The sequence below is a fragment of the Desulfosporosinus burensis genome, from assembly GCF_054657535.1.
The window spans coordinates 55,657-75,380 of sequence record NZ_BAAHYN010000022.1 but is presented as its reverse complement, the minus strand read 5'-3'; the positions used below and the strand labels follow the sequence as shown (position 1 = coordinate 75,380).

Sequence of the window (19,724 nt, the reverse complement as noted above, 5' to 3'; positions counted from 1 at the left end):
TAATTGGTTAATGTTTCAGGAAGACTATGTGCATTGTTTGGAATAAAACTAGCGTATCCTTTATTTACGGCTTCTCTCACTTTAGGAGAAAAAATGAACGCTGTGCTTACCCTTAAGTGGGGATAAACTTCGGGTTTTATCCAATCTAACGATAATGTAGGCCCAAAACCAATGTACTCAACATCATCAAATTCTTTGGCCATAGCCCGTTTACCAATTGCATTTAATAATCCAACCGGTTCGCTGACACATTGATTTGACAGAATCTTGTCCCCGGTTTTAATTAGCTTTGCGACATCTTCCAGTGACCTATACTTCCGTTTGTATTCTTCTTGAAATCTTGAATACAAAGAATCTCCTCCTTGCTAACTAATTGTCTTTTAACTTAGTAATTAGATAAAGCCATTATTATCAACTGCAATCTTTTCCGAAGTGATCAAGAAAGCCTCAGTGCAGGCTTGTACTTCCTCGAAGGTTACGGCGGGTGCCATCTCCTTAAGAACTAAACCCTTGGGGGTCACTTCCAAGACTCCCATATCCGTGATAATCAGATTGACTTGTTTGGCTGCCGTTAAAGGCAAGGTGCATTTCTTCAAAACTTTAAAACCACCATTTTTGGCCGTATGCTCCATGGCAACAATAACGCGTCGAGCACCTACGACCAGATCCATTGCCCCACCCATGCCAGGAACGAGCTTGCCTGGAATCATCCAGTTGGCTAAATTCCCCTCTTCATCTACTTGAAGTGCACCGAGCACCGTAGCATCAACATGACCACCCCGAATGATGGCAAACGACATGGCGCTGTCAAAGCAGCAACCTCCCGGTAAAATGGTAGCATATTGCCCTCCGGCATTAACCGTATCAGGATCTTCTTTTCCGGTTTCCGGGGCAGGACCGACACCCATAAAGCCATTTTCAGACTGAAGAATTATTTTTATCCCCTCTGGTAAAGCGTTAGCGACTTTTGTTGGCATCCCAATACCTAAATTAACGACATCTCCATTATTAAACTCTGTAGCCACACGTTTTATTAGCCACTCCAGCCTTGCTTCCTTATCCAACATCAGTCACCTCCCGTGGCTGTTTCTGAACTAAATAATCTATAAAGATTCCTGGGGTCATGACTTCATCTGGATCGATTTCACCTACTTCAACGATATGATTCACTTGCACAATCACTAAATCAGCTGCCATGGCCATTATGGGATTAAAATTACGGGCTGAACGACGATAAACTAGATTTCCGGCTTTATCCGCTTTATAGGCATTTAACAAGGCAACATTAGCTCGAACAGGGAGTTCCAAAAGATATTCAGTTCCATTAATCACAAGTTTCTGTTTACCGTCTTCTACAATCGTTCCAATCCCTGTGAGCGTTAAAAATCCTCCTAAACCTGCTCCTGCTGCACGAATCTGCTCGACTAACGTTCCTTGGGGGACAAGCTTTACATCAAGCTCACCAGCTGTCATTTGCCTTCCGGTCTCTTTATTCGTGCCTATGTGGGTTGCGATGAGCTTACTAACGCAACGTTGTACGATAAGTTGGGACATCGCATCCCCGAGAATGCCCGTGTCATTAGCGATGAGAGTCAAATCTTGGATTCCCTGCTGGCAAACCTCTTCCAGAAGTCGGTCGGGGGCTCCACACCCTATAAAACCTCCGACCATTAGGGTCATTCCATTCCCAACCTTGCTGATCGCTTCTTTCAGACTAACTAGTTTTGCCATCTGTTACTTCCACCTCCCTACCTAAACAAACACTTGTGCAGAATCTAGGGGTAATAAACGATTCATCAATTGCAAACTTCCGCCTTAGTTAAGGGTATTACAAGGAAGTTATGTTTAGCCTTTTGTACCCCGATCATTTTCCTTTGAATTCTGGTTTACGCTTTTCCAGGAAGCTGGCAGTACCTTCTTTGAAATCCTCGGTGTTCACCAACCACATATTCATAGCCCGTTCGATCGTCTGCGCAGCCTGAATGCTATCACAAGTGATTCCGTCATTAATTACCGTCTTGGCCGCCCGAACAGCCAGCGGAGGCTTGGACAATATGGCTGCGATGGCTTTCTCAACTGCAGGGATTAGTTCATCGGGCGCAAATACTTTATTTACCAAACCAATCCGCAATGCTTCATCGGGCTTAATCAGTTCTGCTGTGTAAATCATTTCCTTAGCTCGGTTAACTGGTATTTTTCTGGGAAGTCGGGTCATTCCGCCCCATCCCGCTAGAACACCCAAGTTGATTTCCATCAATCCAAAAGAGGCTTTCTCCGAGGCATAAATGAAGTCGGCACACAAGGCTAATTCCAACCCACCTGCCAAGCAATATCCATTAACCGCTGCAATGACCGGTTTTTCCATATAAGTAAATAAATGCTGAATATGGTTCCCGCGATGATATGAATAGTCATATCCGTCTAGGTTGTTCAATTTATTGAGCAGACTAATGTCTCCCCCAGCGCAGAAAGCACCGCCTTCCGGCGATCCGGTTAGTACCACACAACGAATGGAATTATCGATCATGGTATGTTCCAGCGCTTCAATAAGCTCCAACTGCATTGGTTCATTGAGCGCATTTTTCATGGTAGGATTATTCATGGTCAGCCAAAGCGCCTCACCATTTGGCCCTTTTCTTTCATAAATAAGGTGTTTAAAATTGGGGTTATACTCTGTCATTTACCTTACCCCCTCTTATTTCGCCGGCCGGAACATGACTAGAGTTGTATCTTCGGTTACAGCATCAAATGCCGCCTCTACTTTCATGCCGATTTTTACATCTATAACTTCGCAATCCACGATTCTACTGAGCATACGGATTCCTTCTTCCAGATCAACAAAGATCAACGTATAAGGCTGGTCTTTAATAAAAGCAGGGGGTGCTCCCAAATAGGTCGTAGAAAAGGAATAGATTATGCCTTTCCCTGTAGATTCAATCCATTCAGATTCCGTGGACATACATTCAGTACAGTACATATACGGCGGAAAATCGATATGTCCGCATTCTTGACATTTTTTCAGAAGGAGCTTATTTTCTTTAGTTCCGTTCCAGAATTCTTGACTCCACTTCTGAGGTTGGGGTAGTGGCTTATTGTAATCTGAACTCATCTTTTATCCTCCCTCTATTGCGGAATTTCATTGCCAAGTATGGCCATATGTGCATCCATCCAAGCACCACCGCCACAATTCTCAATTAGGAAACGGGCTCCCGGTACTTGAGCTCTGCCAGCTTTACCTTGCAACTGGCGAACAGATTCTACTAATAAAGCTGTACCTACCCCAGTACCTGTATGACCAAAGGACATGGCTTCACTGTTAGTACAGGTTGGAATCCTGCCCCCCGGCCAAGTATCTCCTCTAAGGAAAGCTTTTCCGCCTTCCCCCCGCTTGGCAAATCCCATCGCTTCGAAAAACATTATTATATTGGCCGGATAAGCACCGTAAACCTGTGCAATGTCCATATCTTCAGGTCCGATTCCAGCCATTTTGTAAGCGTCTAAAGCTGGTGGTTCATTCACCATTCTGGTCAAATCTGCGCACTTAGTCAGGTTGCGGTGTGAAAACCTGGAACCCTCGCCCAACAGGTACACGGGTTTGGGTACCAGTTTTTTCGCCCGCTCGGCAGTCGTCATAATAAACGCGCATCCCCCATCAGCCAGCACATTACACATATAGGTGGTATATGGAGTAGCAACCATTTTAGCGTTGAGTACCTGTTCAAGGGTTAGGTCTTTCCTAAACATGGCGTTGTCCTGTAGTTGAGCCCATTTGCGATGTGAAACACTGACTGCCGCTATTTCCTCTGGGGTAGTACCGGTTTCGTACATATATCTCTCAGCAATCATACCGCCTAGCGCGTTGTAATTCATACCGTAGGGGATTTCCCATTCTGGATCGCAACCAGCCTTGGCAAAGCCTTCCGCCTGTTGCCCTGGTGTAAAATCAGAGAACTTCTGGGCGTGAACTACCAACACCATTTCTGCTGCTCCGGTTAACAGCAGTCCTGCTGCAGCTTTCCGCACTGCATGACTTGAACCTCCACCTCCGGAAACCAGCTGGGTGTTTTTACAATTCTTGAGTCCTAAAGCCTCGGGCAATCTTCCAAATGTAACCTCAGTGTTCCAGTCACCATCCAGGATCGCCATCTGACCGATAACTGCGTCAATCTGGTTTTTTTCGATACCCACGTCTTTGATTGCCTTGTGACCAACCAAAGATGCAATTTCAAGCATTTTTCGGTCTGGATAGTAACCGCACGGTACTTCTCCAGTTCCGATAATTGCTAACTCTCCTTTGCTCATACGTATACCTCCTTTTTTGTCTAAATTCTTAATACGACTTAGGTAAGCCCGACCATCCTGCGAGCATGTTTTTAGCCATTTCGTCAGAAATGGGTGAGAATTGCATTTGTCTGTAATCTCTAAAGTGACGCTGCATTTCATATTCCATACAAAAACCGTACCCGCCAAAAATCTCTGATCCTTTGATGGCAGCAATTTCTGATGCCCTGCACGCTACTATCTTTGCCATAATCGCTTCTTTGTTGTAGGGCAGCCCTTGTTCCATTAACCAGCAACATTTGTAGATAAGATTAGTCGCATTCTCAATTTCGATCATCATATCCGCTAAGAAGTGTTGAATAACCATTAACTGACCGAGAGGTTTGCCAAAAGCGAATCTTTCCAGAGAATATTGATGGGCAGCCTGGTAGGCAGCTTTAGCAATCCCCAGGGAGAAGAGGGCTGTTACGATTCTCTCGGGGTTTATTACTTCCAAAAGAGTCATAAAGCCTTTATTTAGTTCACCCAGCAAGGCACTTTCAGGAATTTCAACATTATCATAAAATATCTCGGTAGTTCCACAGCCATGCCCACCAACCTTCTTTATCATTCGAACAGTAATGCCCGGGATATTTTTGGCATCCACCAAAAAGCAGGATATACAATTATGACGTTTTTTGGTTTTAGCGTCGTCTGTTAAAGCAACTACCAGATGATAATCAGATACATGTCCAGCTGTGATGAAAACCTTCTGCCCGTTGATAACCCATTTGTCACCCTTTTTAACTGCAGTGGTTTTCAGAGCATTGATAATATCAGTTCCACCTCCAGGTTCGGTCATCGCCAGCGAGAACTTGAGTTCCCCATTTACAATCTTAGGTAAGAAAAAATCTTTTTGTTCTTTGGTTCCCATTTGCATAATAATGTGTGAACCAAAGCTTACCGGGCCCATTACACACATTGCAGTCGTCCAAGATGCGGTAGCAATCTCTTCACCGACAAGAACAAAGTCGGTAAAGCTCATACCTGTTCCGCCGTATTCCTCAGGAATACATATTCCGAAAAATCCAAGGTCTAAGAATTTCTTCCATAAATCGTCAGGTACAAAATCTGTGTTTTCATCTAACCAGGCTACGTATTCGGGAGTAAGTACTTTCTTACAAAACTTTCGCATGTTGTCCCTTAGCATTAGTTGATCTTCGTTTAGGCTAAAATCCATTATGACCCCTCCTTTTCCTAGTGGCTAGCAAAAGCCATTGGGTTTAATAAGGCATTAACTTCTCAAGGCGCGCACACCTCCGATACACAAAACTATTTTAGCTAACGTAGTTTAATGCAAGACACGTGCCGCTTGCAAGAAAGTTAGGAAAGTTCAGAAAACTCCTCATTTTCAACTAGTCTCTCATTCTCTTCTGTAACAATCATGAAACACTCTTACTAGAAAATGAAAAAATAAGTTGAAAAATACCTTGAGTTTAAGGATTTTTTCGAGTGTAACAAAAAAGAGACACTTACTTTTTGGGTGTCTCTTTTTTGTGTCAGTCTTTTTATAAATTATGATAAAGCATAGGCGTGAAATATCAGCGTAGTCTAGTACTTAAGGCACATGCACTAATGCCCACCGTCGGGATGAACCTAAAAAGGTACATCCTGATGAATAGCCATGCAGTCATTGTACAAAATCTACATATTTTGTACAATGATTGCTGTACCAGGACCACCCCCGGCACAAAGCGAGGCACAGCCATACTCGACGTTGCGGCGTTTCATTTCGTTCACCAGGGAAACGACTAAGCGAGCCCCTGTGCAGCTGACCGGATGGCCTAAGGAGATACCTGAGCCATTGCCATTAACTTTATCCATATCCAAGTTGAGCTCGCAGTTTACTGCTAAGAACTGAGCTGCAAAAGCTTCGTTTATTTCCCAGTAGCCAATATCGTCAAGCTTTAGGTTAACAAACAGCAAAGCCCGTTTAACTGCCGGAACTACTCCGATCCCCATGATTTTAGGATCTACTGCCGCCGAGGCCGTTGAAACAATCCGAACTAATGGCTTACAGCCGAGTTCCCTGGCTTTAGCCGCGGACATCATAATCAAGGCTGATGCCCCATCATTTAAGCCTGAGGCATTACCCGCAGTAACGGTTCCTTCTTTATCAAAAACGGGTCTTAGCTTAACCAGATCATCTAGCTTAATGTCAGGTCTGACATGCTCATCGGTATCAATTATTACCGACCCCTTCTTGGTTTTGAGCTCAACAGGGATAATCTCGTCTTTGAACTTTTGTTCCCTGATAGCCTGAGCTGCCCGAAGGTGACTGAGAAGAGCAAGATCGTCCTGTTCCCTGCGGGTTATATTATACATTTTCGCAAGGTTTTCCGCCGTAACCCCCATGTGAATGTTATTAAAAGCATCCATCAATCCATCATGCATCATGATATCGACAATCTGATTATTGCCCATCCTGTATCCGTTCCGAGCCCCGGGCAGCATGTAGGGAATATTGGACATGCTCTCGGGACCAACAACTGCCCCGATTCCTACCTTGCCTAACAGAATTTCCTGAGACAAAATTTCCGTTGCCCGCATGGAAGATGCGCATTGCTGGTTAACTGTTGTTGCCACTGTTTCAAAGGAGCACCCTGCGCCTATAGCCACTTGTCGGCCTGTATTGCCTTTGCATCCGGTCTGGTTAGCATGACCTGCTATTACTTCCTCCACTTGACCTGGGTCAATTCCCGCTTTATTTATCGCACCTGTAAGGGCAATAATCCCTAAGTCAACGGCCGAAAAATCTCTCAGAGAACCTAAAAAGTCACCAATAGGAGTACGAGCACCACTTACAATAACTACTTCATGCAAAATAATCTCTCCTCTTTACAAACATTTACTACAGAATATTACCTCAATTGTTATATCCATGAATACTACCGACTCCAAGCATGTTTACTAGAGTGTCATACGTATTAACCCAGTACATCTCTGGCCTAATGTTCTAATTGTTCGGCAAATACCGCCAATTCCCTTGCCAAGTTAGATATCTCTAATGTTGCCGCGAGTTGTTCTTGGCTATTAGCTGCTGTTTCCATTACTTTATCCGTCATTACTTTGGATTTATTTCTGATATTCATAAGAATCTTCTCGATATCTTTAACCCCAGTTGCACTATTAACAGCCATTTTACGTATTTCATCCGCTACTACAGCAAAACCTCTGCCCTGCTCTCCTGCTCTGGCTGCTTCAATGGCTGCGTTGAGACCAAGCAAATTGGAATTTTGTGCTACACTACGAATAAACTTCAGGATCTCTGTTGTCCTATTTAATTCGTCGCTGACTTCGTTCCCTATTTGCTTAAGGGTTTCCTGATATTCGGCAAAGTGTTCAGCAGATTTTGCTAATTGTTCCACAGTAGCCTCTTGGGATGAAGACGAGACTGTTTCTGCCAAAGTAACAAGTTTCTCGCGATTTTCCAGAATGATTCCCAAACTTATTGATCCGACAACATAACCATCCCTGTTCTTAATGGGTACCACTGACGTCCTAAATTTAAACCCTAGAACATCCTTAGGGGTCACTATGTTGGAACATGTATTACCTTGCATGGCCTTAATGTGAGGAAATTCTTCTGGAATAGGTACTCCGGTCAATTCCATAGGGAAGCTTTATGTTTTTCCCATTTAAATGACACAAAAATTTTTCTCGATCTGTAACTCCAATAAAGCAATCCACAGAAAATAGTTGCTGAATAAATGGGGCTAAATAAACAAGGGTTTCTAACAAGTCAGTGTTATTAAGAGAATTATCCCCCGTAGAGTTAAAATCAGAGTACTTTTCACTAAGCAACTCATATCCCCCCCCCCTTATATCTCATCTGGTAGTTCGTCATCTGGAACTGCAAATCTGGAGTATAGTAATTTCCAGTTCCAGATTTTCATGAATCTAAAGGTTTTGGTTAACGTGAGTGAACTCGTTCAACTAAAGTTGAACATCGAGACTTCGGTGACGATAGTCTCCAGTGGAGACTATCGTCACCGAAGCAGAGTACGGGGTACCACTTCACTTGAAGTGGGAGTCTCACTGACCGACTCCCACGAAGTCTATTTTATTCTTCTGACAGTAGGATCAATGCCCAGTAGCCGAGCCAAGTTACCCCCAAAAATCATGCGTCGCATTTCATCGGTAATTTCCGGGTAGCCATATTCCTCTTGTAGTACCTTGGAGAACTGATATTCACGCATTCCCAGGACGGCAAATTTCGCTACAAAGCTAAGTCCTGGACAGTCCGTCCCCCATAGAATCCGTTCGGGTCCGGCAAATCGTAAGGCCTCTCCCAGTATCTTACCGAATTTTCGCGGAGCATCTAAAGCCCAAGGAACAAGTAAACTTAGGCTAAGGTAAACATTGGGGTGTCCCATGGCAACCATATTTAAATCATCACAATAAGGATATCCCATGTGAAAAGCGACCAATTTTAGTTCCGGGAAATCCCTGGCTACATCATCCAGCATTATTGGTAAAGTGTACTTACTCTTCCCTGGAGGAGTCCAGCAAAATCCCGTGTGGATACATAGCACAATACCCAGTTCTTGTGCCTTCTCATAAAACTGCCAGAGGTCCGAGTCGTTAATGTAGGTATCTTCACAGGGGAAAAACTTGAATATTTTTGCGCCTCTTTCCTTAACCCAGTATTCCATCTCCCAGATAGTGTTTTGTACCCCTTTATGTTTTATAGGTGACAAGTTGGGATGATATATGAATCGGTCCGGATATTTATCGACTACCTTGGCCATTTCCCCGTTTGAGCACCAGCGGGAAGTGTATCCAGTAGTGTCCATCATAGATTCGGGCAACAGGCACGCAATATCGATACCGTATTTGTCTAAAATTTGCACAAGCATTTCCGGATCAGTCTGTTTTTCTTTTTCCCAAGGTTCCATGCCCTGCCAGGCGGCCTTTGGCATAAAAGCACTCATCGGTCTTTTTACCCCTTCAATTGATTTCCACCAGGTCTGTACCCCAGGAAAATGGTTTATATGTTCCATATTCCCTATAATGTGAAACTCTGGATCAATTTTAAAATAATCGTCTTTACTAAAGCTAGTTGACATAGCAAACCTCTCCTTTTTCGAATTTAGTGAACCACAGATACCTGTAATTGACTACTTCTTAATTACGCAATTACAGAGTTTCTACATATTCTGCGGCACTTTCACCGGCGATCCGTCCGCTGTTGATGGCAAACCCCATGGTATTGCCCGGCATTATAAATGTATAGCTGTCAGAATGGATGGAATTAGCATCGGTGCCAGCCGCATAAAGCCCCGGAATGACTTCAAATCCTTCGTCTACCACTTCTGCTTTAAAATTAATTTTTATTCCACCCAGACTTCCGAATCCACTTGGGACTAATTTACCTGCATAAAATTTAGCTTTCTTGATAGGCTTCATATATCTATAGTTCTTGTTAAATAACTCATCGCGGCATTCACAGGCTTTATTATATTCTGCAACAGTCTTCTTGAGGTTTTCTACGTTTATCCCTGCTTTATCCGCTAATTCTTCAAGAGAATCTGCTACAAAGAAGTTATTACCTCCTTCATTAATAGCGCTTTGTAATTCGCTGTCAAAATTACTGGCATCTTCAATCGGAACATCATAACATAATTGGTCAAACCCATTCTTCAAATAATATTTTTTTATTGTTTCATCAATAATCATAAACGCGCAACGATTTTTCTGTCCGGAAATAGCATTACCTGCAAATGTATTGTTTTCTAAAACCTCTTCATTAAAGAAACGATCTCCGTTTAAATTTACTAAAAGATTCGGTTGCCGGAACACTGCATCAACGTGCCAATAATCTGGTTGCTTTGGAATGGAACAGTACATTTCCAATATCATATGAGTTTTAGCTGCTCCAACTTCCCAGGCCATCCTGAGACCATCTCCATCAATGCCAGGAATTTTAAAGGAGAATAAATCCTGTCCCCATTCATATCCTGTATATTTCTTGATCATTTCGGCATTACCACCAAAGCCGCCAGTAGCTACCACAACAGCCTTCGCCTTGGCCTGAACTGTTTTTCCAGAACTATCTTCAGCCAAAAATCCTACAACGCATCCGTCCTCTTTAAGTATCTTTTTAACAGACGTTTTAAAAAAGAATTTCACGCCAAGTTCTTCTGCTCTTTCTGTCATAGCTTTAAATATTAATCCTCCAGTTCCGTGAGCTCCATTGTGGGTTTTAATAATGTGCCAAGTAGGTTGAGAAGTCGCGAAGTGCCTGGCAGCCATCAAAAATTCAACACCCATATCCTCTAGCCAATCAATGGTGCTACCGGATTTGTCGATAAATGCTCGTACTAATCGGGCGTCTGGAATCCAATGATTAAAATCCATATGCATTTTAAACGCTTCTTCTTTTGTAAGCCCAATAATCTGTTTCTTCTGTAATCTACTTTCAACCCCGAACGGTCCCATGGCCATGTTGCCGCATCCGCCTGTGACGTTTGATTTTTCGAAAACCACAACACTGGCACCATTTTCCGCAGCAGCTACGGCAGCAGCCAATCCTGCCGGACCGGCTGCAATGATGGCTACATCCGCATTGACTTCTTTCATGATAATCCTCTCCTTCTTAAAATGATTTTTAAATTCAACTTCAATATTTATAAATGCACCTGATAAACATATTAACTATTTCTACATTTTTGTAATGGCTTAGGTGTGTAATATGAAGCCTTTTTGCCTTACCTCTTTCTCCAGCTTCCCACAGGGATCGGTTCGTCGGGGGTCTTTGGTTTTACCCCGCCAGCTTTTGTTACTGCGCGATATTCTGAAGGACATACTTCCAGGCAAACCCCACACTTTGTACACTCATCCTGGTCTATTACATGGATCATCTGTTCCTCGCCGGCGATGGCATCGTTCGGGCAGTTCTTCAAGCATATCTGACAGCCCTGACACTTATCGCCCAGAATGTGATAAGTGATATACTTTTTGCAAACCAGTGCAGGACACCGCTTCCTCTTAATGTGTGCTTCAAACTCATCACGGAAATACTTTATTGCAGTCAGCACTGGGTTGGGTGCCGTCCTTCCCAAACCGCAGATTGACCCAGACTGCATACCCTCACCTAATTCCAATAACAAGTCAAGATCTTCAGATTTACCCTTACCTTCCGTAATGTCCGTCAAAATGGCTAGGAGCTGTGCCGTTCCTTCCCGACACATCACACACTTACCGCAAGATTCAGCCTTAGTAAAGGAAAGACAGTTTTTTGCCAAATCAACCATACAGGTATCGGTATCGACAACCATAATCCTTCCGGAACCCATAATCGCGCCCTCTGCCGCTAAATGATCAAAGTCGACCGGAAGGTATAGGGCACTGGCCGGCAAAAAGCCTCCCGTAGGACCACCAATCAGCATTGCTTTCAAATCCTGGTTACCTGTAATGCCCCCGCCAATTTCATGTACAATCTGACGGAGCGTGGTCCCCATCGGAACTTCAATAACTCCTGGGTACAACACCTTGCCGGTCAGGGTTAATAACTTGCTCCCTTTGTTATTATCAGTACCAAAACCAGCGTACCAGTCGGCACCTTTTTGCATAATTGCCGATACGTTGGCCAGGGTCTCGGTGCTGTTAATGCAGGTCGGTTTGCCTCTCAATCCAGATGTATCTGGGTAGGGAGGCCGGGTATATGACATAGTTCTTTTGCCTTCCATGGTCCTGATCATGGCTGTCTCAACGCTGCCAACAAAGTCACCTGTTCCCTCATAAACCTCCACCTGAAAGCTGAAGCCGGAAGCAAGGATATTATTACCCAATAGCCCGACTTCCTCAGTTTGTTGGAGAGCTTTCCTCAGCCTTTCAATCGCCAAACCATTATCTGCATTGATATAAATGTATCCTTGGGCTGCGCCAACCGCATAAGCCCCGATCAACATCCCCTCTAAAACAGCATGAGGGTCGCTTTCCAGCAACATCTTAACTGAATAAGCCCCGGGATCACCTTCAGCAGCATTACAAATCATATATTTTTCACTACCTGGAGCATTGTTACAGGAGCTCCATTTTGTAGCAGTAGGAAAACCTGCGCCACCTCGCCCCCTCAGTCCGGACTTTTCAACTTCTTCAATAACCTGCTCAGGGGTCATCTTTAATACCTTGGCTAGTCCACTGTAGCCGTCATTGGCAATATAGTGGTCAATATTTCCAGGATCTATAATTCCACAATTGCGGGTTGCAATTCTTACTTGATTCTTAAAAAAGGGTAGATCGAAAAAGTTGGGAATGCCGTCAATCTCTCCCTCACCGATTTTGCCTATAGCTAAGTCGGCCCTAGGGTTATCATTTACCAGATAATCTGTGACAAGCTGAGCAACAATTTCCAGAGTAACCTTGCTGTAGCCAAGGCGAGGGCGACCACGCTTGGCAATAAAAATTAAGGGTTCAAGGGAGCAGCTTCCAATGCATCCCACTTCTACTATCTTGGCATTGATGTTACTCTGTTCAAGCTCAACTTTGAATTGTTCCAGCACTTGTAACGCCCCGGAGGAGCGGCCGCATCCCGAAGTGTTAATGTAAATGCGAGGGATTTCATCGTCTTCCAAATACCCCCACTCAGTTATTGCTTTGAGCTGTATTTGTTCAAATGTCATCGAACATAATCCCCCCAGAATTTCTTTTCGGTAATTAAGGTTCTAAGGTCACATTGCAAGCAGCGTTGCGACTCTTTCAGCGCTGAATCTTCATCATAACCTTTAATGTTCAATTCGCACCTAGGCTGAAAGGCAAAACCCTCTTCTCGACCAAGCCAAGCACGGGGCTCTTCTATCGGTGCCAATTCCTCATCAATCCTACCGTCCCCACCAAGAGATTTATCGATTGCGACAGCTGCCTTTCTTCCTGCAGCTATTGCCTCAATAACCGAAATCGTTCCCGTTACAACATCACCAGCCGCAAAGACAGTTTCCTTATTTACAGCTAAGGTATCTGGATCAACCAGAATCGTATTTCCTCGACCAATTGTCAAACCGAACTTGTCAATATCTTTTGGACGTTGACCGACAGCGAAGATAACTGTGTCTGCCGGTAGAATGTGTTCTGAACCTTCAACAACTTTAATTTGTGCCCTCCCATCCTCATCCAGGACAAATGACTGAACATCAAAACACTCAACTCCGGTAACCTGACCCTGGTCGCCGGAAATTTTGATAAAGGTTTGGGAAGGATGGATGACAATGCCCTCTTCCTCTCCCTGTTCAATCTCTTCCGAACTGGCAATCATTCTCTCTCTGGATTCCAGACAAGCTATGTGAACCTCGCTGGCACCGAGACTGCGGGCAACACGAGCGCAATCAAAGGCGACATTTCCACCACCGAGGACAACTACCCTTTTACCCACATCGACTTTATTGCCGAGCCTCGTATCTCTGAGGAAAGCTATATTAACAAGTACTCCGTCAAGGTCAGCCCCAGGAATAGGCAGTTTTACCCCTTGATGAGCACCGACCGCTACAAGGACGGCCTTGTAGCCTTCTTCAAAAAGAGTATCTAAGGAATCTACTCTGGTATTTAGTCTGATCTCTATGCCTATGCTTTCAATTTCTTTTATTTCTTCGGCAATTACCTGTGATGGTAGCCTGTATTCTGGTATTCCAAATCTCAGCATACCTCCAGGCAATGGTAATTCTTCAAATACGGTAACACCGTGACCCTGCTTTGCCAAATAATAAGCTGCGGTCAGTCCGGCTGGTCCGGCTCCCACGACGGCTACCCTCTTGCCTGTTGGCAGCGCCTGCATGGATTTATTCTTCCACTGCTTATCATCATTTTCAGCAGCAAAGCGCTTAAGATCACGAATAGCAATCGACTCGTTCACTTCTTTCCGGCGGCAGGCATTTTCACAGAGATGGTTACATACATAGCCAAGGCTCAGCGGAAAAGGAACCTTCTCCCTGATCACCGCTGCAGCTTGTGAAGGCTTATTTTCACGGATCAAACGAATATACCGAGGGATGTCTATTCCAGCTGGACAAGTAGTTTTGCAGGGAACAAGTGACTCCTTGCGGATAACCCCCGTCATTAGAAGTCCCTCCTGATCCCTAATCGTACCTGTGGGGCAAACCTCAACACACGCTCCACAGAACTTACAACCTGCATCCGCCAAGGGAAGATCCAGAGCAGGACTGATATACCCCTCACCGTTTTTCTTGTTGTAATCAAGTACCTTTACCCCACGCAGTTCCTGGCAGGCTCTCACGCATCGCCCGCAAAGGACACATCTGCTGAGATCATGCACAAAAAGCGGATTTGTAGTGTTAACCTGAAGTGCTTTATGTCTGTTTCTTAATCTTCCATTAGAGACACCTACATACTGAGTAAGAGACTGAAATTCGCATTTTCCATATTTCGGGCAGGTGGAGCAGTCTGCTGGATGTACGGTCAGCATCAATTCCACAGCAAGCCGCCGTATCCGCTCTACCTTAGGTGTCTTGGTCTTCACGACCATTCCCGTTTCTGCTTTGGTGGTACATGCAGTGAGGATATCAGGCAAGCCTTCGATCTCAACTACACATACCCTGCAAGCGCCAATGGGCTTCAGATCTGGGTGATGGCAGAGGTTGGGGATGTAGATTCCTGCATCTAGTGCTGCTTCTAGTATTGTCTTACCCTTATTTGTTTTGACTTCAAGTCCATCGATAATTAGTACAATTGTTTCCAAAACTTTCTCCCCTCTGCTTAGCTTCATAAAGCGCCCAAAAACGCAATTACAGTTGTTTACCATAAAGGGCTAATATCAAAAATAATTGTAGTGCGGTAAGCCCCCAATCTCCGTTACTCAGAGGTTTGCCCAAGAAGCGTCCTTTTCACGAGGGTTCTGGCGATCTTAACCTTATAACCGTTTTGAGAAAGGGGTAGCGCTCCTGTCAGTGCTATTTGCGCAGCCTCGGTTGCCGTTTCTTCAGAAACACATTTCCCTATCAGAAATTCCTCGGCTTTGACGGCCCGTAAGGGAATCGAAGACACAGCTCCTAAAACAATTCGAGCGTCAGTACAAACATCATCTTTGACGGTTATCACTGACGTGGCACTGACAACCGAAAAGTCTACAGGCTTTCTCAGAGTATATTTGATATAGTGCTGGCTTGTACCATCTGCTGGTCTGGGGATTTTAATTTCCGCAATTATTTCGTCAGCACCTAGAACTGTTGATTCAGTAGCATTGGCAGTAAAAAATTCCTCTGCTGAAATTGTTCTTTTATTCGTTACAACTGTCGCCTTAAGGGCGATGAGCACAATGGCTATATCAGAGGGATTGACCGCAAGACAACCACAATTGTAGCACCTGCCCGCTTCCTGTTCGATCCCCTGCGCGCTGATACCAAGTGCATCTTCAGTATCGATGGTCTTTACCCGCTCTGTTACGGAAAGTTCAGGAGCCCGGACCCTTGGCGTCATCTGTGAAGAGGGATTCATAAAAGAAGGTCCTTCCCCTTTCTCCTCATCCCATGGGAGTTTCAGGGACTTCTGTATCCGTCTTGCACTCTCTTTTCCTGCAGCCACTGCCTCAATTACGGTGGATGGACCAGTAACAAAATCACCGCCGGTAAAAAGTTTGCCTGACATATCCGAAGGTAACAGCGAAGTATCGGGTTCTTCACCTATTGCCTTAATGATGGCGTCAAAGAACAATACTTTCTCGGAACCACTCACGGGAGAAGCGGAGCATCTCCCGGAGGCATCGGGGTCGCCCAGCTTCATGCCGACACAGGTTACTGCCAGATTTTTATCTGATTGAGCCACCTCCGCAGGGAGCGTCAGGAATTTAAAGGTGATCCCTTCCGCGAGGGCCCTTTCCACTTCTTCCTTCAAGGCGGGCATCTCTTTTTGGGTGCGTCGGTAGAGTATGACCGGCTGGGCTCCTAATCTGTGTAATGTCCGGGCCACATCGAGGGCCACGTTACCACCCCCAACTACTGCTACCTTTTTACCTGGTAGGCTCCTGTCACCGCCATTTATTTTCTTCAAAAACCCAAGGCCAGAGATAGCGAATGCTTCTCCTTTGATTCCCATGGTTCTTTCCTTCCAGGCCCCACCTGCCACTAAGACAGCATCGAAGCGGACTGCAAAGTCGGTAATCATATCTTTATCTACATTGATGCCGGTTTTGAAGATGATCCCCATACCTGAAAGAGCTTGAATTTGTTTTTTTACCACATCCTTAGGTAAACGATAGGCTGGTATGGCGTGCATCAACATACCGCCCGCTTCAGATAATCTCTCATACACGGTGACAGCGTGGCCCAAACGCCTTAGATAGAAAGCCGTCGCCAGTCCGGCAGGTCCTGAACCGACAACGGCTGCAGTTTTGCCTGACTCGGTCCTAGGGGCCGAAAAGAAGCGCTCTGCGTTCTCGAGTGTATAATCTCCCACAGAACGTTCAACACACCGTATTGCCACAGGCTCATCAACATCTTTCCGATTACAATTGGGTTCGCAAAAGATGGGACATACCCTGCCGGTTATGGCGGAGATAGGATTGAAATCCAGCAATATATCTGCCGCTTCTTCATAATTACCGTCTTTGACCTTACTCAGATAGGAAGGTATGTCGGTTTTGGCAGGACAGTGACCGGAACAGGGATATTCTTTTAGTGGAGCAGCACCGAAGATGGAGTGATACCGATTGTCCCCGGCTAAGGCATCGCAGACCTTCCCACCCTTTCTCAGGCAGATGATGGCGCCGCCGATCTGATTGGGATACCTGTAATACCAGCACCGTACATCCTGGGCTATATTTCCGCCTATTGTAGCCATATTACGGATGCCGGGTGTTGCCACAGAACGAGCCGCTTCGCCAAGTATCGCATATGCCTTCTTCACAGCCTGAGAATTGACCACCTCAGATAGTTTCGTAAGGGCACCGATCGAGATTCCCTTTTCGTCCTCTTTAATGTAGTCTAGGTCAACGATGGTCTTTAGGTTGATGAGCGCCTGGGGATACTCAGGGATACTTCCATCTTTCATAGTACTCAGTAGATCAGAGCCTCCGGCAATAACTTTTGCCTTCCCGTTATATTGCGTCAGGAGTTCATTAACTTCTTCCACGGAATACGCATCGAAATGTTTAAAAGACTTCATGATTGAGATACCTCCTTGGTAAGCGTCTCCCATACACTTAATACTTTGTCTGGTGTTATGGGGTAGTCGTGTATCCATGCGCCCATGGCATTCGATACGGCCATAAGCACCGCTGAGGGACCTGGAGCAGGAGCGATCTCGCCGACACCGACTGCCCCAAAGCGATGGCTGGGAAAAGGCGTCTCGAGTATCACATGTTCCATCTCAGGAAGTTCGGAAAAGGTGCGCCACTTATAGTCGATCATATTGGGGTTCATCATGCGTCCCAAATTGCGATCCATAATGGTTTCTTCAAAGATGGCGGTATCAATACCAGCAGCGCTGAAACAGCCATTCAACTGTCCACGCAACCCCTGAGGATCGATAACCGTTCCCACATCGGTAGCATTCAGCACTCGCAGTATAGTGACTTTCCCTGTTTCCGTATCGACTTCGACTTCTACGTAAGTCATCATGAAATTACACAACGAATAGTCGGGTTCAAAACGGCCCAGACCTGTGATGACACGGTCAAATCCAGTCGCCGCAATCCAAGGGATTCTTTTGTCTGGGTTATGTTTTACAAAGATAAATCCATCTACTGTGTCAAGGTCTTCCAGTTTTTCGCCCAGCACCGGAGCAGCAATCTCCAAGAGCTTATTCCGGGCATCCTCTGCTGCGTTAATCATAGCGCTTCCGATGGCGAATGTTCCCCTGGAGCCAGCGGGTCCAAACTCATATGGATTAAACTCGCTATCCGAGGGCGACATCGATACAGCATCCAAGGGCAACTGGAGGACCTCTGCAACCATCTTCATGTAGTTGCTCCGCTGTCCTGTTCCATGCTCAATCACGCTGGAATTAATGACAGCTGTACCGTTGGAGAGGAGCCGAACATAAGTCTCAGACACATCTTCGCCTACATCGGCATTGCCATGGACACCAACACCAACACCTATACGCTTTGTTCCTGACACGGATGTCGGTTTTAACCAACCCTTCCACTTTTCTTGCCAACCAAATTTTTCTGCACCTTTATCCATGGCCTTTGTGTAGTCTACCCCTCTGAATACGTACCATTTTCCATCTCGCCAGAAATATCCCTCACCGGGCTGTACAATATTCTTCTTAAAAAATTCTACAGGGTCAAGGTCGGCCTTAGCCATTGCCAGACAGAGAAGCGGCGTAAGGGCACTCTTCAGTTCCAGGCCGCCAAAGCCCCTCACAGCACATGAGGCGTTCCGATTAGTACAGACGATAACCGGTCTCAGATCCCAATTGCGACATTTTGTTATGATCTGGGCCTCACCGCATCCAACGGCAACCATAAACTGCGTAAAGGTTGAATAATAGCCGGTATCAACGAACCATCTTGCTCGCAAGGCCGTGATAGTTCCGTCTTTCTTCATGCCCACCTTTGCCTTCATGCGGGACCCGAGTCTCACAGAAAAGGCTGCCAAATGCTCTTCGCGGGTATACATAATCTTTACACGTTTTCCAGTGGCACGACTTAGAAGTGCGGCATACATCTGCAAATGCCAGCTCATACCCCGGGACCCGAAACCTCCTCCGCAGGGATTGCCGAGGACCCTGGCATCCACCTCACCATTAGTCCCCCCTTTAAAGAAGAGGCCATCATTATATGGATGCTGGGATATTGCCCAGATAGTAACCTTGTTGGGCTCTTCCCAAAGTACAACGGCACCGGGAAGCTCAGCGGGGATGGGGTTCGGCGTGCCTTCATAGCTGAAGGTCCCTTCCGTTATGACATCAGCCTCTGCAAAACCTTCATCCACATCGCCCATGACAATTTTCGTAAGACCGTTGGGACCAAGAAAAATGGGTGCTTCCGGAGGTACAACGTTCCCAGGCAACTCATCAAACAGTTGCGGGGCATCCGGTTTCAAGGCTTCCTCCACATCATAAACGGCCGGCAGTACCTCATACTCTACGTCGATAAGTTTGAGAGCTTCATCCGCGATCTCTTCTGTTGTTGCCGCAACAATAGCTACTGCGTCCCCCACATATCTGACCTTCTTATCAAGAATGCGGCAAATTGGGGGTATGCCCCCTCTCCAGTCAGGTACATCTTCCCAAGTCAGTACCGCTTCTACCCCTTTTAGTTGCTCGGCCTTTTTCTTATCAATCTTTTTTATAATTGCGTGAGCATGTGGACTTCTCAGGACCTTGGCGTGAAGCATGTCCTTGGGAAATCTGATATCGTCCACATATTTAGTCTTTCCTGTTACTATATCGAGTGCATCTTTTCTAGCCGCAACTTGACCGATGTGCCTATATTTGTTGACCATTTT

The 19,724-nt window shown here is 45.4% G+C and carries 16 protein-coding genes; all 16 read right to left on the bottom strand.

Annotation, left to right across the window (positions count from 1 at the left end; translation table 11 throughout):
* On the bottom strand, nt 1–350 hold a 350-nt coding region (locus ACYQ3Q_RS26460), incomplete at its 3' end, for a hypothetical protein (protein WP_459931406.1).
* A gap of 42 nt (nt 351–392) precedes the next feature.
* Nucleotides 393–1,067, bottom strand: a complete 675-nt coding sequence (locus ACYQ3Q_RS26455) for a 3-oxoacid CoA-transferase subunit B (RefSeq protein WP_459931405.1) — start codon at nt 1,065–1,067, stop codon at nt 393–395.
* Nucleotides 1,057–1,731: a CoA transferase subunit A gene (locus ACYQ3Q_RS26450; protein WP_459931404.1), complete on the bottom strand. Its 675-nt coding sequence runs from the start codon at nt 1,729–1,731 to the stop codon at nt 1,057–1,059. The genes ACYQ3Q_RS26455 and ACYQ3Q_RS26450 overlap by 11 nt, the downstream gene beginning before the upstream one ends.
* A gap of 133 nt (nt 1,732–1,864) precedes the next feature.
* Nucleotides 1,865–2,680: an enoyl-CoA hydratase/isomerase family protein gene (locus ACYQ3Q_RS26445; RefSeq protein WP_459931403.1), complete on the bottom strand. Its 816-nt coding sequence runs from the start codon at nt 2,678–2,680 to the stop codon at nt 1,865–1,867.
* Between the two features lie 15 nt (nt 2,681–2,695).
* Nucleotides 2,696–3,109, bottom strand: coding sequence for a Zn-ribbon domain-containing OB-fold protein (locus ACYQ3Q_RS26440; RefSeq protein WP_459931402.1), 414 nt, complete (start codon nt 3,107–3,109; stop codon nt 2,696–2,698).
* A gap of 14 nt (nt 3,110–3,123) precedes the next feature.
* Nucleotides 3,124–4,302 carry a thiolase family protein gene (locus tag ACYQ3Q_RS26435; protein WP_459931401.1) on the bottom strand — a complete coding sequence of 393 codons (1,179 nt, stop codon included), beginning with the start codon at nt 4,300–4,302 and terminating at the stop codon, nt 3,124–3,126.
* A gap of 28 nt (nt 4,303–4,330) precedes the next feature.
* A complete protein-coding gene (locus ACYQ3Q_RS26430) occupies nt 4,331–5,500 on the bottom strand; it encodes an acyl-CoA dehydrogenase family protein (RefSeq protein ID WP_459931400.1) in 1,170 nt (389 codons plus the stop codon).
* 464 nt (nt 5,501–5,964) lie between these two features.
* Nucleotides 5,965–7,143, bottom strand: coding sequence for a thiolase family protein (locus ACYQ3Q_RS26425; protein ID WP_459931399.1), 1,179 nt, complete (start codon nt 7,141–7,143; stop codon nt 5,965–5,967).
* Nucleotides 7,144–7,268: 125 nt separating this feature from the next.
* On the bottom strand, nt 7,269–7,883 hold the full coding sequence (locus ACYQ3Q_RS26420; RefSeq protein WP_459931398.1) for a methyl-accepting chemotaxis protein: 615 nt from the start codon (nt 7,881–7,883) through the stop codon (nt 7,269–7,271).
* A gap of 4 nt (nt 7,884–7,887) precedes the next feature.
* Complete coding sequence (locus ACYQ3Q_RS26415; protein ID WP_459931397.1) at nt 7,888–8,124, bottom strand: hypothetical protein; 237 nt, start codon at nt 8,122–8,124, stop codon at nt 7,888–7,890.
* A gap of 254 nt (nt 8,125–8,378) precedes the next feature.
* On the bottom strand, nt 8,379–9,389 hold the full coding sequence (locus ACYQ3Q_RS26410) for an amidohydrolase family protein (RefSeq protein ID WP_459931396.1): 1,011 nt from the start codon (nt 9,387–9,389) through the stop codon (nt 8,379–8,381).
* A 70-nt stretch (nt 9,390–9,459) separates the two neighbouring features.
* The gene (locus tag ACYQ3Q_RS26405; RefSeq protein WP_459931395.1) at nt 9,460–10,902 is read right to left on the bottom strand and encodes an FAD-dependent oxidoreductase; all 1,443 of its coding nucleotides are present in this window, start codon (nt 10,900–10,902) and stop codon (nt 9,460–9,462) included.
* A 128-nt stretch (nt 10,903–11,030) separates the two neighbouring features.
* A complete protein-coding gene (locus ACYQ3Q_RS26400; protein WP_459931394.1) occupies nt 11,031–12,947 on the bottom strand; it encodes an NADH-ubiquinone oxidoreductase-F iron-sulfur binding region domain-containing protein in 1,917 nt (638 codons plus the stop codon).
* The gene (locus ACYQ3Q_RS26395; protein ID WP_459931393.1) at nt 12,944–15,013 is read right to left on the bottom strand and encodes an FAD-dependent oxidoreductase; all 2,070 of its coding nucleotides are present in this window, start codon (nt 15,011–15,013) and stop codon (nt 12,944–12,946) included. Before ACYQ3Q_RS26395 ends, ACYQ3Q_RS26400 begins: the two co-directional genes overlap by 4 nt.
* A 113-nt stretch (nt 15,014–15,126) precedes the next feature.
* The gene (locus ACYQ3Q_RS26390; protein WP_459931392.1) at nt 15,127–17,433 is read right to left on the bottom strand and encodes an FAD binding domain-containing protein; all 2,307 of its coding nucleotides are present in this window, start codon (nt 17,431–17,433) and stop codon (nt 15,127–15,129) included.
* The gene (locus ACYQ3Q_RS26385) at nt 17,430–19,721 is read right to left on the bottom strand and encodes a xanthine dehydrogenase family protein molybdopterin-binding subunit (RefSeq protein ID WP_459931391.1); all 2,292 of its coding nucleotides are present in this window, start codon (nt 19,719–19,721) and stop codon (nt 17,430–17,432) included. Before ACYQ3Q_RS26385 ends, ACYQ3Q_RS26390 begins: the two co-directional genes overlap by 4 nt.
* Nucleotides 19,722–19,724 lie beyond the last annotated feature (3 nt).